This is a genomic window from Streptomyces sp. NBRC 110028, assembly GCF_001417735.1.
Taxonomy (GTDB): domain Bacteria; phylum Actinomycetota; class Actinomycetes; order Streptomycetales; family Streptomycetaceae; genus Streptomyces.
Window position 1 is genome coordinate 13337 of record NZ_BBUZ01000061.1, and the last position, 18403, is coordinate 31739.

An 18403-nucleotide genomic window follows, 5' to 3' on the forward strand; every position below is an offset into this window, starting at 1 on the left:
GGAACGGCTCGTCCGCGCCCATCGAACACACCACGATGTTCACGCGTCGAGTCCTCCGCGCTTGACCAGCTGGCTCGCGATCACGTTCCGCTGGATCTCGTTGGTGCCCTCACCGACGATCATCAGTGGCGCGTCGCGGAAGTAGCGTTCCACGTCGAACTCGGTCGAGTAGCCGTAACCTCCGTGGATGCGGACGGCGTTGAGGGCGATCTCCATGGCCGTCTCGGAGGCGAACAGCTTGGCCATGCCGGCCTCCATGTCCACGCGCCGGCCCGCGTCCGCCTCGCGGGCGGCGTAGAGGGTGAGCTGCCGGGCCGCCGTGAGGGAGGTGGCCATGTCGGCGAGGTGGTTGCCGATGGACTGGTGCTTCCAGATCGGCTTGCCGAACGACTCGCGTTCCCGCGCGTAGGCGAGGGCGTCCTCCAGCGCGGCCCGGCCGACGCCGAGCGCGCGGGCCGCGACCTGGAGACGGCCGGTCTCCAGGCCCTTCATCATCTGGGCGAACCCCTCGCCCTCGACGCCGCCGAGCAGCGCGTCCACCGGCGCGCGGTGGTCCTCGAAGGACAGCTCGCAGCTCTCCACGCCCTTGTAGCCCAGCTTGGGCAGATCGCGGGAGACGGTGAGCCCTGGTCCGTGCTCGACCAGCAGGATGGAGATGCCCTTGTGCGCGGGGGACGCCTGTGGGTCGGTCTTGCACAGCAGGGCGATCAGCTGCGAGCGGCGGGAGTTGGTGATCCAGGTCTTCGCACCGTTGACCACGTACCCCTCGTCGTCCCGGCGGGCGACGGTGCGCATGGCCTGCAGGTCGGAGCCGCCGCCCGGCTCGGTCAGCGCCATGGTGGCCCTGACCGAGCCGGTGGCCATCTTCGGCAGGTACCGCCGCTTCTGGTCCTCCGTGCCGAAGTGCAGCAGCAGCTTGGCGACCACGGTGTGCCCGCCCATGGCCCCGGCCAGGCTCATCCAGCCGCGGGCCAGTTCCTCGGCGACGAGGACGTAGCACGGGGTGGACACCGGCGTGCCGCCGTACTCCTCCGGGATGGCGAGGCCGAAGATCCCGAGTTCCTTCATCCGCTCGATCAGGGCCTCGGGGTAGGTGTTGGTGTGTTCCAGCTCCCGCACAACCGGCTTGACGTCCCTGTCGACGAAGTCGTGCACCGTGCGGACGACGAACCGCTCGTCCTCGGACAGGATGTCGAGAGTGCTCATGAAAGGGCTTCTCCTTGCCGCGGTCTGTGGTCGGGCACCGATGGATCAGACAGCATCGTCGGCCTGCGGGGCGTCGTCCGGGTCCGCGTCGTAGCCGAGCTCGGTCAGGATGCGTTCGGTGTGCTCGCCGAGGGCGGGGACGGGGCCCATGCCCGGGGTGACACCGGCCAGGTCCACCGGTGGCAGCAGGGCCGACACCGCCTCTCCTCCGGGGATCCGCACCTGCCGCCAACGGTTCCGGCCGGTCAGCACGGGATGCTCCAGGAACTGCCTGACGTCGTTGACCGGTGCGTTGGCGATGCCGATGGCGTCGAGCAGCCCCCTCACCTCACCGCTGTCCGACGCCGCGACCCGCTCGGCGAGGATCGCGTCCAGCTCGCCCCGGTGGCTCACCCGGTCGGCCCCGGTGGCGAAGCGCGGGTCGTCGACCAGGCCGGGGGATCGGAGGAAGTGCTCGCACAGGGCGGCCCATTCGCGTTCGTTCTGCACGGACAGCAGCACGTCCTTGCCGTCGGCCGCGGTGAAGGTCCCGTAGGGGGCGATGGTGGCGTGCCGGGTCCCGGCTCGGGGCGGCTGCGTACCGCCGTAGGCCGTGTAGTAGGCGGGCTGGCCCATCCACTCGGCCAGCGCCTCGAACAGCGAGACCTCGACGGCCCGGACGCGGCCCCGGGTCGCCCTGGTGAACAGGGCGGTGAGGATGCCGCTGTAGGCGTACACGCCGGCGGCGATGTCGGCGATCGACACCCCCACCCGGGCCGCCTCCTCGGCGCTGCCGGTCAGCGAGACAAGACCCGTCTGGCACTGCACCAGCAGGTCGTACGCCTTGCGGTCCGCCCACGGCCCGCTCGTGCCGTAACCGGAGATCGAGCACGGGATGAGCGAGGGGAACCGCTCGGCCAGCGCTTCGGCGTCCAGCCCCAGGCGGGCGGCGGCACCGGGGGCCAGATTCTGCACGAACACATCCGCCCGCGCCAGGAGGGCCTCCAGCACCCCGCGCCCCCGCTCCGACTTCAGGTCCAGCGTCACCGACTCCTTCGAGCGGTTGAGCCACACGAAGTAGCTGGACTCGCCGTGCACCGTGGTGTCGTACCGGCGGGCGAAGTCGCCGCCGCCCGGACGCTCCACCTTGATCACCCGCGCTCCGAGATCGGCGAGCTGGCGGGTGGCGAAGGGAGCCGCCACCGCCTGCTCGACGCTCACGACGGTGATACCCGACAAGGGCAGGCCGTCAGCGGTCTCCGTGTGTCCGGCCATGCGTTGACCTCCGTCAGACGTGAGTGACCCGGCCTGGAGTACCATCATGAGCACTCATGAACGGCTAAGTGAAATAGCAATTGATGATGCCGCCATGCGGGCAGTGGATGGCGCGGAAGGGCCCTGATGGACGTCAAGCAGCTCAAGGCGCTCGTCACGGTCGCCGAGGTGGGCAGCGTGACCCGCGCCGCGGAGCTGCTGCATTTGGTGCAGCCCGCCGTCACCCGGCAGATCCGCACCCTGGAGGAGGAGCTGGGCGTCCCCCTCTTCCAGCGCACGAGGCAGGGCATGCGGCCCACCGAAGCGGGCGAGATCATGGTGGACCGGGCGCGCCGGGCCCTGAACGAACTGGAGCGGGCGCGCGCCGAGGTGCAGCCCAGGCCCGGGGAGGTGACCGGCATCGTCACCCTCGGCCTGCTGGAGAGCACCAGCGACCTGCTCGCCGAACCGCTGGTGTCGGCTCTCGGAGAGGCCCATCCGGGCGTGGAGCTGCGTCTGATGACCGGCTACTCCGGCCATCTCCAGCAGTGGCTCGACGACGGCGACCTGGACCTGTCGTTGCTGTACAACCTGGACAGCACCCCGTCCCTCAACGCCCGCCCCCTGGTGCGCGAGCGGCTGTGGGCGGTGGCCCCGCCGGCGGCCCGGCTGCGCGCCGACCACCCGGTGGCCTTCGCGGAGATGGCGGCGCACCCGCTGGTGATGCCCGCCTCCGGCCACGCCCTGCGTGCCCTGATCGACGCCGCGGCGACCCGGTCCGGGATCGCGATGGACGTCAGGGTGCAGACGAACTCCATGCGTGTGCAGAAGCGGCTCGTCCTGGCCGGACACGGCTGGACGGTGCTGCCCGGTCTCGGCATCGCCGACGACATCGCCCATGGCACCCTCAGCGCCGCTCCCCTGTCCGAGCCCGACGTGTGGCGGTCGATCGTCCTGGCGACCCCGCGCTACGGACGCGTACCGCCGGCCGTCGAGGTCGTCGCCCACGAGCTGGTCCGCCGGATCGACGCGGCCGTGCCCCGGGGCCGATGGCCGTCCGCCCAGCCGTACACGACGGACGAACCGGATACCATCCCGCTCCCCCCGCGAGGACTCCTGTGACGCACACCGCAGAACCATTCGATGCCTTCGCCCATACCGACGACGGGGTCGCGGTGGCGTACCAGCGCCGCGGCTCCGGCCGACCGCTCGTCCTGCTGGCAGGGCAGGCGAACAACCATCACTGGTGGGACGGCATACGCGAGGACTTCCACGACACCCATAGCACGATCACGCTGGACTGCCGCGGCACCGGCGCGAGCGGCACACCGCGATCGGGCTACTCCACCCCGCGTTTCGCGGAGGACGTGGTATCCGTCCTCGACGCCCTGGGCATCGAGCGAGCCGATGTGTACGGCACCTCCATGGGCGGCCGGATCGCCCAGTGGGTCGCGGTCCGCCACCCCGAGCGCGTCCGGCGCCTCGTCCTGGGATGCACCTCGCCCGGCGGGCCCCGAGCCGTCGAACGGGACGCCTCGGTGCGGCGGGCGCTGGCCCAGCCCGACCCGGACGCCGCGCGGCAGGCCCTGCTCGACCTGATGTACAGCCCCGCATGGCTCGCCGGGCACTCCGGCCCGTACCGCACCCTCGGCGACCCCCACATGCCCGCGCATGCCCGACGCGGCCACCTGACCGCCAGCAACGGGCACGACGCCTGGGACGCGCTCCCCTCGATCGCCGCACCCACGCTCATCCTCCACGGCGACCAGGACCGGCTCACCCCGCCCGAGAACGTCCCGCTGCTCGCGGACCGCATCCCCGACGCCCGGACCCACCTCTTCCCCGGAGCCCGGCACGCCTACTTCGAGGAGTGCCGGGACCAGGCCGGCGCCCTGGTCCGCGAGTTCCTCGGCTGAGGACCGGGACACCGGGGCCGGCGCCCGGCGAAGCGCGCCTCCACCCGGCCCGAGGCGGGACGGGTCGGCCCCGGCCATGCGGTGGCGTCATGCTGGCATCACGCAATTCTATTGTTCTTCCGGCTCCATCAGCGCCCATGATGTGTGGCACCTCGGCCCCGATGAGAGGGAGTTGCCACCGATGAGCCAGCCCCGCCGGCCCGGAGCAGCCGCACCGCCCTCCTGGCAGGAGGACGTGTTCACAGCCCTGAAGAAACACGGCATCCAGCAGATCGCCTACGTCCCGGACACCGGTCACTCCTACGCCATCCAGGAGGCCCGGCGGGATCCCGCCATCCGCGACGTCGTGCTCACCACCGAGGAGGAGGGCGTCGCCGTCGTCAGCGGCGCGTGGCTCGGCGGGCAGCGCGCCGTGCTGCTGATGCAGAGCAGCGGCGTCGGCAACTGCGTCAACATGTTCTCGCTGCTCCAGATGGGCCAGTTCCCCTTCCTCGCGCTGGTGACGATGCGCGGGGAGTACGCCGAGTTCAACCCCTGGCAGAACCCCATGGGGCGGAACACCGGGCGAACACTGGAGCTCATGGGCATCACCGTCCTGCGCGCCGACGCCCCCGAAGACGTCGGAGAGACCGTCGAGGCCGCCTTGGAGTCGGCCTTCGGGGCCGGTGAACGCGTCGCCGTGCTCCTCGGGCAGAAGCTGATCGGCCGCAAGAAGTGGGAGCGTAACCGATGACCGCCACCGCATCGCCCACCGCGCCGGAACCCCGCCTCGACCGGCGGCGCTTCGTCGCCGACCTGGTCGCCCGCCTTCCCGAGGACGCCCTCGTCGTCACCGGCCTCGGCGCGCCCAGCTACGACGTCTTCGCGGCCGGCGACCGGCCGGGCACCTTCTACCTGTGGGGCGCGATGGGCGCCGCCGCGCCGCTCGCCCTGGGAGTCGCCCTCGCCCGGCCGGACCGTCCGGTCCTCGCCGTCACCGGGGACGGCGAACACCTCATGGGCATCGGCACACTGGCCACCATCGGCGCCCAACTGCCGCCCAACCTCACCGTGGTGGTGCTGGACAACGCCCACTTCGGCGAGACCGGCATGCAGCCCAGCCACACCGGGCTCGGCACCGACCTCGTCGCCGTCGCCCGCGGCTTCGGCATCCGCGAGGCCCTGCGGATCACCGACCCCGCCCAGGCCGACGACCTCGCCACCCGCATCCGGGCGCGCGCGGCGACAACGTACGCCCAGGTGCTCGTCGCCGCCGACGAACCGCCGCGCGCCCTTCCTCCGCGCGACGGCGTCGCCAACAAGAACTCCTTCCGTGCCGCGCTGGGCCTGCACACCTTCTGAGCCGCCCAGCGCGACGGCCGCCTCATCGGGAGTCCCCATGCAGCGCTACGACATGTTCATCGACGGAGCGAGCCATCCGCCCGCCACGGAGAACTGGTTCCCCACCGACAACCCCTACCTGGGCACCCCGTGGGCCGAGATCGCCGAGGGCGGACCGCAGGACATCGACACCGCGGTGCGAGCCGCCCACCGCGCCCTGCGTACCGGACCGTGGGCCGACTTGACGGCCAGTGCACGGGGCGCCCTGCTCCACCGCCTCGGCGACACGGTCACCGCCCATGCCCGGGCCCTGGCCGAGACCGAGGTCCGGGACAACGGCAAGCTCTTCACCGAGATGTACGGGCAGGTGAGCTACCTGGCCCAGTGGTTCCACTACTACGGCGGCCTCGCCGACAAGATCGAGGGGACCGTTCCCCCGATCGACAAGAAGGGCTACTTCGCCTACACGCGGAAGGAGCCCGTCGGTGTCGTCGCCGTCATCACCCCCTGGAACTCCCCGCTGCTGCTCCTGGCCTGGAAGGTCGCACCGGCGCTGGCCGCCGGGTGCACGGTCGTGGTCAAGCCGTCGGAGTTCACCTCCGCCTCCACCCTGGAGCTCGCCCGCCTCTTCCACGAGGCGGGTCTGCCGCCCGGCGTGTTCAACGTCGTCACCGGCTTCGGAGCGGGCGCGGGTGCCGCCCTCGTGGAACACCCACTGGTACGCAAGGTCAGTTTCACGGGCTCCGACGCCACCGGCCGCCGCATCAACCAGGCCGCCGCCCGCGACTTCAAGCGCGTCAGCCTCGAACTGGGCGGCAAGTCGCCCAACATCGTCTTCGCCGACGCGGACCTGGAAGCGGCCGCCAACGGCGCCGTGTCCGGCATCTTCGCCGCCACCGGGCAGACCTGCATCGCCGGCTCCCGGCTCCTGGTCCAGGACAGCGTGCACGACGAGGTGGTCGACCGGCTGCTGTCGCTGGCGGGCACCGCCCGCATGGGCGATCCCATGGACGAAGACACCCAGGTCGGGCCGATCACCACCCCGGCCCAGTACGCCAAGGTGCTGGACTACATCCGTATCGCCCGCGAGGAGGGCGCCGAACTCGCCCTGGGCGGCAAGGCCGCCGCCCGGCCGGAGTGCGGCGACGGCTGGTTCGTGGAGCCGACCGTCTTCACGGGCGTGCGCAACAGCATGCGCATCGCCCAGGAGGAGGTCTTCGGCCCCGTCCTGGCGGTCATCCCCTTCCACGACGAGGAGGAGGCCGTCGCCCTGGCCAACGACAGCCGCTACGGCCTGGGCGCGGGCGTGTGGACGCGCGACATCGGCCGCGCCTTCCGCATGGCCGAACGCGTCCACTCCGGCACCCTCTGGGTCAACACCTACCGCGCGGTGAGCTACCTGGCGCCCTTCGGCGGCGTCAAGGACTCCGGCATCGGCCGTGAGAACGGCATCGGCGCCATCACCGCCTATCTGGAGGACAAGAGCGTCTGGATCAACACCGGCGCCCCCACCGGCAACCCCTTCGTCCTGCGCTGAAGGACCGCCCGGGCCGCACCGCCGAAGACCGCCCCCCTCATCTGAACCGCGAGGTCACCCCCACCATGCAGCCCGCCACCACGCCCCTCAGCTCCTACGTCGCAACGTGGCACCCCGAGCCGGTCACCGCTCACGACCCCATGGACCCGGGCCCGGCCGCCGCCGTGTCCGCCCTCCTGGACCTGCCCGAACCCGCCGCGCGCGCCGGTGACCCGCTCCCTCCGCTGTGGCAGTGGTTCCACTTCCTGCACTGGCCCGCCCAGCACGAGCTGGGCCCCGACGGCCACCTGCGCGACGCCCGCTTCCTGCCGCCGATCCCCGACCGCCGGCGCATGTTCGCGGGCGGACGCTGCGAGATCGCCGAGCCGCTGCGCCTGGGCGAACCGGCCGAGCGGGTCAGCAGCCTGGCCGCGGTGACACCGAAACACGGCCGCACCGGCGCGCTGCTCTTCGTCACCGAGCGCCACGAGTTCCGCCAGTCGGGCCGGGTCCGCCTGGTGGAGGAACAGGACATCGTCTACCGCTCCGGCCACAGCGGCGGCGGACCGCACCCATCCACCATCGACGACCGCTCCGCCCCTGGCCCCGAGGACCCCTGGCACCTGCGCCTCCAGCCCGGCCCGACGCTGCTGTTCCGCCTCAGCGCCCTCACCGCCAACGCCCACCGCATCCACTACGACACCCCGTACTGCCGCGATACGGAGGGCTACCCGGGCCTCGTCGTCCACGGCCCCCTGCTCGCCCTGCTCATGCTCGACCTGGTGCGCCGCGACGCTCCCGGGCGCCGGGTGGGCGCACTGTCCTTCCGGCTGCGGCGGCCGGTGTTCGCGGGCGAACACCTCCTCGCCCAGGGTGCCCCCTCCGGCACCGGCGCCCACCTGCGGACGGCCACCCACCGCGACGCACAACACGCCACCGCCGAGGTGACCTTCGCATGACCACACCCATCGACGACGGCGTGGCGGCCGCCCGGACGCTGCTCTTCGTGCCGGGCCACCGTCCGGACCGCTTCGACAAGGCCGCCCGCTCCGGCGCCGACCTCGTCGTCGTCGACCTGGAGGACGCCGTAGCCGCCGACGACAAGGAGCGGGCCCGGCAGGCCACCGCCGACTGGCCCGGCCTCGGCGTCCGGACCGTCGTACGCGTCAACGCGCCCGGCACCCCGTGGTTCGAGGCGGACCTGCACCTGGCCGCCGACCACGGCTGCCCGGTGATGGTGCCGAAGGCCGAGGACCCCGCCGTCCTCGGGGCCATCGCCGCCCGTACCGCCGGACGCTGCCCCGTGATCGCGCTCATCGAGACGGCCCTCGGCGTCGAACGGGCGTATGAGGTGTGTTCCGTGCCCGGCGTCGTACGCGCCGCGTTCGGCAACGTGGACCTCGCCGCGCAGCTCGGCGTCGCACACGACGACGCCCTCCCCCTGACCCACGCCCGCTCCCGGCTCGTCCTCGCCTCGGCGGCGGCGGGCATCCATCCGCCCGTGGACGGCGTCACCACCGCCCTACGAGACCCACAGGCCCTCGCCGCCGACACCGCCCACGCCCGCCGGCTGGGCTACGCGGGAAAGCTCTGCGTCCACCCGGTGCAGATCGGCCCGGTCGCCGACGGCTTCGGCCCCTCCGCGAGCGAGCTCCGCTGGGCACGAGCCGTTCTGGACGCCGGAGAATCCGTCACCACCGTCGACGGCCACATGGTCGACAGGCCGGTACTCGAACGGGCCCGAGGCATCCTGGCGCGGGCCGCCGAAGACCGGACCGCCCAGTAGACGCACCTCTGCCCCTCAAGACGCCACCGCGGGCGGGCTGAACACCGGCTGAACACCGGCTGCCCCGCGGAACGTTCCGACCCCGGGCGCCCCTCGGCCATGATTCCGGTCTGTGAACAAATTTCAGATGACCGCCCTGTTGACGCAGACACGACACATTCCTAGGGTCTCAGAAAGCGCTTACTCCGCGCGGTATCAGCCTGATCAGTTCAGCATTCCGAACAGCACCGCCCGGCCGGAAGGCCCACCGCCCTGCCCGGCGGACACGGACCACGGCCGCCCCTCCCATCCCCCACAACCGAAGAATCTGGAGACAGGCGATGCAATCGAGAGCCGCAACAGCATCGGTCGGCCTGCTGGCAGGCGCGCTCATCACGCTCTCCGGCGCCACGGCTCAGGCCGTTTCCGTTCACGGCGACCGCGGCGATGCCACGCCCGCGACCGCCGCGCGGGCGGCGAGCACCGTCCTCTACGTCGCGCCGGACGGCAAGGACAGCGCGTCCGGAACACAGTCCGCCCCGACCACGCTCACCTCGGCGATCAGCCGCATCTCAGCCGGCGGGACGATCTACCTGCGCGGCGGGACGTACGCGTACTCCTCCACCGTCACGATCCCCGTCGGCAACAACGGAACCTCCGGCGCCCGCACCACCCTGTCCGCCTACCCGGGCGAGAAGCCGGTGCTGGACTTCTCGGCGCAGAGCGAGAGTTCGTCCAACCGGGGCATCCAGCTGAACGCCGACTACTGGCGCCTGTACGGCCTCACCGTCCAGCACGCCGGGGACAACGGCATCTACGTCGGCGGCAGCAACAACGTCGTCGAGCGCACGGTGACGGCGTACAACCGCGACACCGGGCTGCAACTCGGCCGGATCGCCAGCAGCACCCCCACATCCCAATGGCCGTCCAACAACCTGATCGTGAGCTCGGAGTCACACGACAACAAGGACTCCGGCGGCGAGAACGCCGACGGCTTCGCCGCGAAGCTCACCACCGGCACCGGGAACGTCTTCCGCTACGACGTGGCCCACAACAACATCGACGACGGCTGGGACCTCTACACCAAGACCGACACCGGCGCCATCGGACCGGTGACCATCGAGTACTCCCTCGCCTACAGCAACGGCACCCTCAGCGACGGCACCCAGAACAACAACGGTGACCGCAACGGCTACAAGCTCGGCGGCTCGGACATCAAGGTCAACCACACGGTCCGGCACAACATCGCCTACAAGAACGGCCACCACGGTTTCACCTATAACAGCAACCCCGGCACGATCGCCGTCTCCGACAACGTCGGCATCGACAGCGTTCAGCGCAACTTCTCCTTCGACAAGGGAAGTTCGGTGTTCCGCAACAACACCTCGTGCCGCAGCGGCAGCGGCTCGAACGACAAGGTTACCGGTGACGCCGACACCTCGAACCAGTTCTGGCTCGGCTCGAACGGGTCCCGCTGCTCCTCCTACGCCGGTGCCCTGGGCTGGTCCCTCGCCGGGGACGGCCACCTCGTCGTGACCTTCGGCGGCAAGGTGGTGACCCTGTGAGCGGGCGCGAGATGAAAAGGCCACGCGCGGTGCGACTCCGTGCGGCGCTCGGCATGATGGCCCTCGCGGCCGCGGCCGGTGCGCTTCTGCCAGTGCCCGAGGCATCGGCGGCGGCAGGCGGCGCCACCGGCTACGCCACCCAGAACGGCGGGACCACCGGCGGAGCGGGCGGGCAGACGGTCCGGGCCACCACGGGAACGGCGATCCACACGGCCCTGTGCAACCGCGCCAGCAGCAGCACACCGATCACCATCGAAGTCCAGGGGACCATCAACCACGGCAACACCAAGAAGGTCTCCGGCACCAGCTGCGACACCGCCGACGGAGTGATCGAACTCAAGAAGGTCAGCAACGTCACGATCATCGGAGTCGGCAACGGCGCCGTCTTCGACCAGGTGGGCATCCACCTCCGCGAGGCCGGCAACATCATCGTCCAGAACGTGACCGTCCGGAACGTCAAGAAGTCGGGCTCCCCCACGTCCAACGGCGGTGACGCCATCGGCATGGAGCGCAACGTCCACAACGTCTGGATCGACCACACCACCCTGGAGGCGTCAGGCGGGGAGGCGCAGGGGTACGACGGCCTCTTCGACATCAAGGACAACACCCAGTACGTGACCCTCTCCTACAGCATCCTGCGCAACTCCGGCCGTGGCGGTCTCGTCGGCAACAGCGAGAGCGACCGCTCGAACGGCTTCATCACGTACCACCACAACCGGTACGAGAACATCGACTCCCGCGCGCCCCTGCTGCGCGGCGGAATCGCCCACATGTACAACAACCACTACCTGCGCCTCAACGAATCCGGCATCAACTCCCGCGCCGGAGCCCGCGCCAAGGTGGACAACAACTACTTCGAGGACTCCAAGGACGTCCTGGGCACCTTCTACACCGATGTGGCCGGTTACTGGCAGGTCGGCGGCAACGTCTTCGACAACGTGACCTGGTCCCAGCCCGGCAGCGAGAACCACCCGGCCGGCCCCGACCCGCAGTCCAACACCACGGTCGGCATCCCCTACTCCTACAGCCTCGACACGGCAGGTTGCGTGCCGGACATCGTGAGCCGGACGGCCGGCGCCGACAAGGGCCTGCGGGTGTCGGACGGCAACTGCTCGTCCTAGACACCGGCAATAGAGGGGCCCTGTTGAACAGGGCCCCTCTCGTCAGCGCTCGTAGCGGCTGCGGAAGGGGAAGTAGTTCTCCAGGAAGGTGTGGAGTTCTGCGGTGACGCGCTCCTGTTCGTTCTCCGGCGTATTGACATCGTTCAGGCAGAAGAAGTCGAGGCTGCGGGAGGCGAGCCCGGCGAGAGCGTCGGTGATGTCCGGTCGGGCCACGTCGATGTAGCGCAGCTTGTACTTGGCCGGCACGGCCCGGCCGGTGAGGTAGGCGTAGTGGTGGTGCAGGGATGTGGCCATGGCGATATCGGTGACCGAGCGGAAGCGTGAGCGGCTGGTGCGGGCGATGTCCTCGGCGAAGCGTTCCTCCAGCTCCCGCATGACCGTGCGCCGCTGGGGGTGGGGAGTGTGCATGAACTTGTTGACGGTGAACCGGGCGTGGGTGTTCCGCAGCAGTGCGCGGACGTTCTTGCCCGCGGAGTTCGGCGCGGGGTCGTCGGGGTGTGGTGCTCCCAGGCCGAGTTGGAAGGGTGAGAAGGGGAGCTTGGCGATGCCGTTGCCGTGGAAGAAGTGCCCGGCGGTCACAGGGCGGCCGAGGAAGACATCGTCGTTGAGGTAGAGGTAGTGCTCCGACAGACCGGATATGTGGTGCAGCTGCGTCTCGATGGCGTGGGAGTTGAAGACCGGCAGCACGGCGGGGTCGGAGAAGATGTCTTTGTGATCCACAACCTGGATGCCGGGAGCGTCGGTGTTCAGCCAGGCGGGGGTCTGGCCGTCGGTGACGATGTGGATGTTCCGTATGAACGGGGCGTACATCTCCAGGGAGCGCAGGGAATACTTCAGCTCGTCGTGGCTGGTGTAGCGGGAGACACCGGTCTCGCGGGGATGGATGCTCGACGCCTCGCCGCTTTCGCCTCGGTGTGCCTCACGTCTGGCTCCGAGTTCGGGGTCCGCGCCGTTGACCCAGGTGTAGACGACGTCGATGGGGAAGTCGACGGTGTCGATACGGGACGGGAAGAGATCCGCGTAGGTGGGGTAGGCGCGGCCCTCGATGGTGCGGGAAGCCGGGATGCGCGCCTCCGCCGGCAGGGCGTCGGTGACGGCGTTGGGACGAGGCGCGACCAGGGCGCCGGCGGCGAGCACGGCTGCGGGTGCCTGGCTCCGCAGAGCGGCGATACGTTCGGCCCCCCGCTCGCCGTCGTCGAGCAGCTGCCCTCCGTCGCGCCAGAATTCGACGTCGCACCCGTAGGAGAGGTCCGCGAGTATCTGCTCCGCGGGGCCGACCAGGATCTCGCCGAATCGTATGGCGTCCTGGCGTTTGAGCGAGGCGGGCAGCGCTCCGTCCGCGTACAGAACGGCGTCGGCCGGTATCGGGTCGCTGCCCGGTTCCATGGCGTACAGCGCGGTGGAGCCGTAGAGCTCGCGCAGTGTCTCCAGCAGACGCTTGCGGTCGGTGAGGCGCATGCCGATGACGTGGCGGGTGCGGGAGCGGCCGGGGACCAGGAAGTACGGGATGGCGGAGTGTTCGAGGGCATCGCCGATCAGGGCGAGGTTGCGGGCCGACGCCTCGTCGGCACGGAAGTGGTTTACGCGCCGACCGTAGTACGTCCGCCCCTCGACGGTCACCACCCGCAACTCGGCGTCGGACTCGACAAGGGCCCGGCGACGCGCCTCGATGCGCTCCCGGCGGCTTCGTCGCTCCGCTTCGGCTTCGGCCACTCTGCGTTGCTCTGCGCGCTCTTCACGTAATCGTGCGGGCAGCATGCGCTCCCGCAGTACCTGGATGCGTGACGGCATGTGTGGTCCTCTCTCAGTTGTGAGCCGCGATCCAGGTGAGGATCTTTTGCGGCATGCCGTCGATGTCGAGGAGGGCGCCGCCATGTGCACTGCTGTTCGCCACGTTCTCCACGGTGACCCCGTCCGCCGGCATGTCGTGGGCGGCCTCCTCGGCCTCTTCGAGGTCGAAGGAGTGCTGGACGGGGATGAAGTCCGCCTCGGAGTGGATCAGGTACATGGGGGCGTCGTTGGCACCGGACGCGCGGTTCCTGACGACCATGTCCTTCCACGTGTCCCAGCAGCTCGCGTGCAGGGACGTATCGGTGTCCGCGGAGTCGGGGAAGCAGCGGGCCAGAATCGTCGCGTTGTCACGAACCTTGCGTTCCTTGACCGTGCTGCCGTCGTGGTTGCCGTCGTTCCAAGCACGGTAGGGCGACGCGACGGGGGAAAGCGCCACGACTCCGTTGACCCGTTCGGCGCCCGAGCCATAGGTGGCGAGCGCGGTGGCGATCTGTCCGCCCGCGGAAGAACCGAGGACCACGACGCGGTCGGGATCGAGGTCGAATTTCGACGCATTCGACTTGATCCAGTCAAGTGCTGAAATGGCGTCGTCGCGCTGGGCGGGCCATGCCGCGTCGAAATTCAGCCGATAGTCGACTGAAAACACGGCGTATCCCTTGTCCGCGAAGAACCGGGACCAGGTCGCCCATCCGGAGTCCTCGTACCAGTAGCCGCCGTGCAGGATGACGACGCCGGGTTGCGGGGTGCGTGAGGCGTTCCAGTAAGCGTCGATTTTCTGCCGAGCGTGCGCCCCGTAGGAGTAGCTGGACTCACTGCGCCCGACAGCCACGCTCTCCTGGCTGCCCCACGTCAGAAGGCTCGCGATCAGGACAGCGCAGACCGCAAGGCATGCCCAAAGGCGATTCACAGTTTTCCGTCCTCGTTTCCTGCCATGCGCAGGCCTGTGGCGCCGAAGCGACCCGACTCATCCCGTTTCGAGACGCATCCCCGGGTCATCGGCGCAACGAAAAGACGAACAGCCTGCGAGTACGAAGGAAAGAAACTATGGAGGATTTGCTGAGACTTCGTCAACTACTCACAGCACGCTGGTCCGACTTGACCGATATCAGGAGAGAAGAAGGAGATGCAGCCTTTAATCTGCTTTGACGATGTTTCCCCTGGTTAAGGGGACCATGGTGTTGACATATGCGCCACTACTCCCAGTAGGTTTGCCGCCGTTTGGCCCTGCCGCGACTCGGACGTCGCAGCCTCGCGCTGCACCCGGCCGGCCGGGCTCTCCAGAGAACGTGACGGGTGGCTTGGGTGGGGGCTACGTGCGCCATGGCATGAGGACGGTCGGGCTGACGGCGGTTGCCGCCGCGGTGATCGCAGCAGTGGGAGGGTTAGGTTCGCCGGTGCAGTCGGTGGCGGTGGCCACCACGTGCACCGGCGGAACCAGTGCGGATTTCAACGGGGACGGCACGACCGACACGGTCATCGCCGACCCCCTGGCCACGGTGAACGGTGCGGAACGGGCCGGCCTGGTCCGTGTCGTGCTGGGTGGCGGCAAGGGCACCTTCGAAATCTCCCAGGCCACCGCGGGCATGAATGCCACTCCCGAACGCGCGGACCAGTTCGGTTTCTCCCGCGCCTCCTACGACGTCGACGGCGACGGCTGTACCGACCTGGTGGTGAGTGCCCCGTACGAGGACGTGCCCAAGGGCGGCAGCGATCTCGTCGACGCGGGCGGCATCTGGGTCATCCATGGGACGCCCAACGGGATCGGTTCCGGGAGCACGATCGACAGCTACACCCAGGCGCAGCTGGACGACTCGACGGTGACCGAGGAGTACGACCGGTTCGGATTCGCGCTGAAGGCGGGCGCCACATCAGCCGGCCGGCCCTATCTGGTGGTGGGTGTCCCCGGCGAGAACGTCACGGTGGACGGCAAGGACTACGCGGACGCGGGGTGCGTCCACTATGTCCAGGGCGCCACGAAGACCACAGTGAACCACGACGATCCGGGGGTTCCTGGAGTCGTCGAAGCTCACGACCGCTTCGGCTACTCGCTCGCGGCGACGACTCGGTACTTCGCCGTCGGCGCCCCCGGCGAGGGGATCGGCGACCAGGGCTTCGCCGGCGCGGTGACGGTCTTCAACCACACCATCACAGGCGGTGCTCCCACCCCGCTGGCCGGGCTCGACCAGGGACCGGCGGGCGAAGGACTGTCAGGTGTGGCGGAGGCGGGTGACGGCTTCGGCACATCGATCTCCATGACGGGTTACCGCCCCGGCGACCAGACGTACAACTCGGACACGTTGCTGGCGATCGGCACTCCGGGCGAAGACATCGGCACCGCATCGGACGCGGGAAGCGCCACCGTGGTCCGGATCAAGCCGGACGGCACCTATACGGAGGTTGCCACGATGGACGCGTCGGTCACGGATGTCGAGGGCGATCCGGCCCCTGGAGACTTCCTCGGTCAGCGGGTGACGATCGCCAACACCGACCCCGGCGTGGTCGGCAGTGCCAACACCATCCGTTTGGCCGTGGGCATTCCGGGCCGGGAGGTCGGCTCGGCGCAGGACGCGGGAGCGGTACAGATCTTCCGCCCGCTGGACGCCGCCATCGGGGCGAAGGACAAGATCTTGACCCGCGCCCCGAGCGGGAGCGTGCTACCTGGTGCGGCCACAGCCCGAGACTACGCAGGCATCGCAATGACATCGGGTTCGGCGAACCTGTATCTCGGCGTCCCTTACAGCAAGGCTCCCGACACCCCTCGTGGGGTCCTCTATGCCGTCCCCTGGACCGATGTCGACGGCAGCACCAGCTCCGGCACCACCACATACAAGCCCGGCGCGGACGGCCTGCCCGACACGGGGGCCTCGTTTGGAGTCGTGGGATGATCGGGAGACGGCGACGGAACAAGTGGCGACGGGCCATCACCGCATTGACGGTGGTGCTGGTGGCCGCAGGGCTCAGCGGGCCCTCCCCCACCGCCACCTCACAGCAGGCAGCCGCCGCCACCAGGGCACAGGCAACCGCGAACGGCACCGCGAACGCCAAAGCCGAGGCAGCCAGAACCGGGGAGAAGGTCGAGGTCCTGGCCTTGCGCGGCGAGCGCAGCACCACCGTCGCCAACCCTGACGGCACCTTCACCACGACCGAGTACGTCCAGCCCGTGCGCACCCGCAGGAACGGCATGTGGACAGACATCGACACGACGCTGGTCAGGAGGGACAACGCCACCTACGCTCCGAAGGCGGCACTGGCCTCGATGTCCTTCTCCGGTGGCGGCGGCACGGCTCTCGCCGAGGTCGAGAAGGACGGCCGCTCCTTCTCCCTCGACTGGCCGGGCACGTTGCCGAGGCCTCTCGTCGAGGGCCCCACCGCCACGTACCCGGACGTTCTGCCCGGCGTCGATCTGAAGGTCACCGCCGGCGCCGAGGGCTTCTCTCATGTCCTGGTCGTGAAGAACGCCGAGGCCGCGGAGAACCCGGACCTCGCCGCGCTCGAACTCCCCGTGGACACCCGTTCCCTCACGCTGAAGAAGACCGAGGACGGTGGGCTGGAAGCACGGGACGCCAGCAGTGGCGCCACCGTCTTCGAGGCGCCCGCGCCAATGATGTGGGATTCCCGTCCCAGCGCTCAAGGTTCCGCGGCCCCTTCAGCATCCCCGTCCTCGTCCTTGCCCCCGTCCGGCATGGGCCCCGGCGGCGCGGCGGCACCACCGGACGGCAGCCGGGTCGCCGACGTCACGGTGAAAGTGTCCGACGGCACGATGACCCTGAGACCGGATGCCGGGCTGCTCAAAGGCGAGGACACGGTCTACCCCGTGTACATCGACCCCGTCGTGAGGACAGCGAACCGCACTGGCTGGACCATGGTCTCCTCCTACTACGCGTCCTCGAAGTTCTGGAAGTTCGACGACGACGAAGGCGTGGGCCGCTGCCCGGCGGACGTCTCGTACCGCTGTACCAGCAGCAGTGACGTCAAGCGCCAGTTCTTCGCCCTTCCGACAGGAACGTTCGAGGACAAGGACATCGTTTCCGCCGAGTTCGCGGTCACCATGGTGCACACCTACTCCGAGTCCGCCCGGGAGGTGCAGCTGGGCCGGGTCAACTCGACCGGCGCAAGCGCGATCAGCTCCTCAACGAGCTGGAACAACCAGCCCTCGTTGAAGGAGGCCATCACCGCCCAGTCGCCGACCAATCCCGCGGGCTCGTGCACATCCACGAATCAGAATGTCCGCTTCAGCGTGAAGGGCACGATACAGAGGGCGGCGGACAGCGGCTGGGACACCACGACCTTCCGGCTCAAGGCGGGCGACGAAGGGAGCTACTCGTACTGGAAGCGCTTCTGCGGCAACGCACATCTTGAGGTGACCTACAAGAAGACTATGGAAGAGTGGGACGATGAGCTCAGAGACTTCCTCGAACCCTAGCGGCGGTGAGCCGACGCCATCGAGTAAGCCTGAGAGGCTGTACAAGGTAGCCTTTGACCTCCCCGACGAGACTGCCGATTGGGCCCACGCCTCTTCTGAGCGGCTCTGGACTGGGAAGACATCCGTACAGATGGAGGTCCAGGTTCGGAACACGCCCTTCTACGTGAAGGGAATCGCCTTCGGGGACATTGTGCGAGTCAGAGCTGATCACGAGCGCAGAGAGTTCGTGTTCGAGGAGTTCGTGTCGGAATCCGGTCATTCGACGGTCCGTATCGTCATAAAAGATGACGACGCAAGGGACATGGTTGCCGCCATGCTCCACAGCTTTCAGTGTTCCTGGGAGACTTACTCGACGGGGCACTTGTGGGCAATCGATGTGCCGCCACACGTTGATTATGTATCCATGAGAGCTGCTCTCCTTGGTGTCGCCGATGAAGGGAAAATCGGCATCGAAGAGGGTGCTCTCGCGAGGGCTCATCGCGATGGGCTCGAATTGCCAGAGTCCGATCATTGAATCAGGTTCGCGAGAAGCCCCGCCGGATTCCAC

Annotated in this window: 15 protein-coding genes and 1 pseudogene; 12 read left to right on the forward strand and 4 right to left on the reverse strand. The window is 69.2% G+C overall.

Annotated features, from left to right (window positions below; all coding sequences use genetic code 11):
- Positions 1-39: 39 nt before the first annotated feature.
- Positions 40-1206 (reverse strand): acyl-CoA dehydrogenase family protein, encoded by a 1167-nt coding sequence (locus ASC60_RS36940; protein WP_055558100.1) that lies wholly within the window; start codon positions 1204-1206, stop codon positions 40-42.
- 45 nt (positions 1207-1251) lie between these two features.
- Entirely contained in the window at positions 1252-2460 is a 1209-nt protein-coding gene (locus ASC60_RS36945; protein WP_055558101.1) for a CaiB/BaiF CoA-transferase family protein, read from the reverse strand.
- A 126-nt stretch (positions 2461-2586) separates the two neighbouring features.
- On the opposite strand from ASC60_RS36945, the gene ASC60_RS36950 reads away from it, so the two are divergent.
- The 9 genes and pseudogenes from ASC60_RS36950 to ASC60_RS36990 all read left to right on the forward strand — a co-directional run.
- Positions 2587-3561, forward strand: a complete 975-nt coding sequence (locus ASC60_RS36950) for a LysR family transcriptional regulator (RefSeq protein ID WP_055558102.1) — start codon at positions 2587-2589, stop codon at positions 3559-3561.
- A complete protein-coding gene (locus ASC60_RS36955; protein WP_055558103.1) occupies positions 3558-4355 on the forward strand; it encodes an alpha/beta fold hydrolase in 798 nt (265 codons plus the stop codon). The genes ASC60_RS36950 and ASC60_RS36955 overlap by 4 nt, the downstream gene beginning before the upstream one ends.
- A gap of 181 nt (positions 4356-4536) precedes the next feature.
- Complete coding sequence (locus ASC60_RS36960) at positions 4537-5088, forward strand: phosphonopyruvate decarboxylase (RefSeq protein WP_055558104.1); 552 nt, start codon at positions 4537-4539, stop codon at positions 5086-5088.
- Entirely contained in the window at positions 5085-5696 is a 612-nt protein-coding gene (locus ASC60_RS36965; RefSeq protein WP_055558105.1) for a thiamine pyrophosphate-dependent enzyme, read from the forward strand. Before ASC60_RS36960 ends, ASC60_RS36965 begins: the two co-directional genes overlap by 4 nt.
- 37 nt (positions 5697-5733) lie before the next feature.
- Entirely contained in the window at positions 5734-7212 is a 1479-nt protein-coding gene (locus tag ASC60_RS36970) for an aldehyde dehydrogenase (RefSeq protein WP_055558106.1), read from the forward strand.
- A gap of 65 nt (positions 7213-7277) precedes the next feature.
- Positions 7278-8150, forward strand: coding sequence for a MaoC family dehydratase N-terminal domain-containing protein (locus tag ASC60_RS36975; RefSeq protein WP_055558107.1), 873 nt, complete (start codon positions 7278-7280; stop codon positions 8148-8150).
- On the forward strand, positions 8147-8977 hold the full coding sequence (locus ASC60_RS36980) for a CoA ester lyase (RefSeq protein WP_055558108.1): 831 nt from the start codon (positions 8147-8149) through the stop codon (positions 8975-8977). The genes ASC60_RS36975 and ASC60_RS36980 overlap by 4 nt, the downstream gene beginning before the upstream one ends.
- 320 nt (positions 8978-9297) lie before the next feature.
- On the forward strand, positions 9298-10521 hold the full coding sequence (locus ASC60_RS36985; RefSeq protein WP_055558109.1) for a right-handed parallel beta-helix repeat-containing protein: 1224 nt from the start codon (positions 9298-9300) through the stop codon (positions 10519-10521).
- 11 nt (positions 10522-10532) lie between these two features.
- Positions 10533-11636, forward strand: a pseudogene (locus ASC60_RS36990) (polysaccharide lyase family 1 protein); the annotation flags it as partial.
- A gap of 48 nt (positions 11637-11684) precedes the next feature.
- Here ASC60_RS36990 and ASC60_RS36995 read toward each other — a convergent pair.
- Both ASC60_RS36995 and ASC60_RS37000 read right to left on the reverse strand, forming a co-directional pair.
- On the reverse strand, positions 11685-13433 hold the full coding sequence (locus ASC60_RS36995) for a stealth family protein (RefSeq protein ID WP_055558110.1): 1749 nt from the start codon (positions 13431-13433) through the stop codon (positions 11685-11687).
- Positions 13434-13446: 13 nt separating this feature from the next.
- Positions 13447-14262: an alpha/beta hydrolase gene (locus tag ASC60_RS37000; protein ID WP_234357296.1), complete on the reverse strand. Its 816-nt coding sequence runs from the start codon at positions 14260-14262 to the stop codon at positions 13447-13449.
- A 343-nt stretch (positions 14263-14605) separates the two neighbouring features.
- Between ASC60_RS37000 and ASC60_RS37005 the strand changes: the two genes are divergently transcribed.
- From ASC60_RS37005 to ASC60_RS37015, 3 genes are read left to right on the forward strand one after another with little or no spacing between them, the layout of a single operon-like run.
- Complete coding sequence (locus ASC60_RS37005; RefSeq protein WP_234357297.1) at positions 14606-16318, forward strand: VCBS repeat-containing protein; 1713 nt, start codon at positions 14606-14608, stop codon at positions 16316-16318.
- Complete coding sequence (locus ASC60_RS37010) at positions 16315-17856, forward strand: DNRLRE domain-containing protein (RefSeq protein ID WP_159043396.1); 1542 nt, start codon at positions 16315-16317, stop codon at positions 17854-17856. Before ASC60_RS37005 ends, ASC60_RS37010 begins: the two co-directional genes overlap by 4 nt.
- Positions 17828-18370, forward strand: a complete 543-nt coding sequence (locus ASC60_RS37015) for a DUF4265 domain-containing protein (RefSeq protein WP_079038882.1) — start codon at positions 17828-17830, stop codon at positions 18368-18370. The genes ASC60_RS37010 and ASC60_RS37015 overlap by 29 nt, the downstream gene beginning before the upstream one ends.
- Positions 18371-18403: the final 33 nt, after the last annotated feature.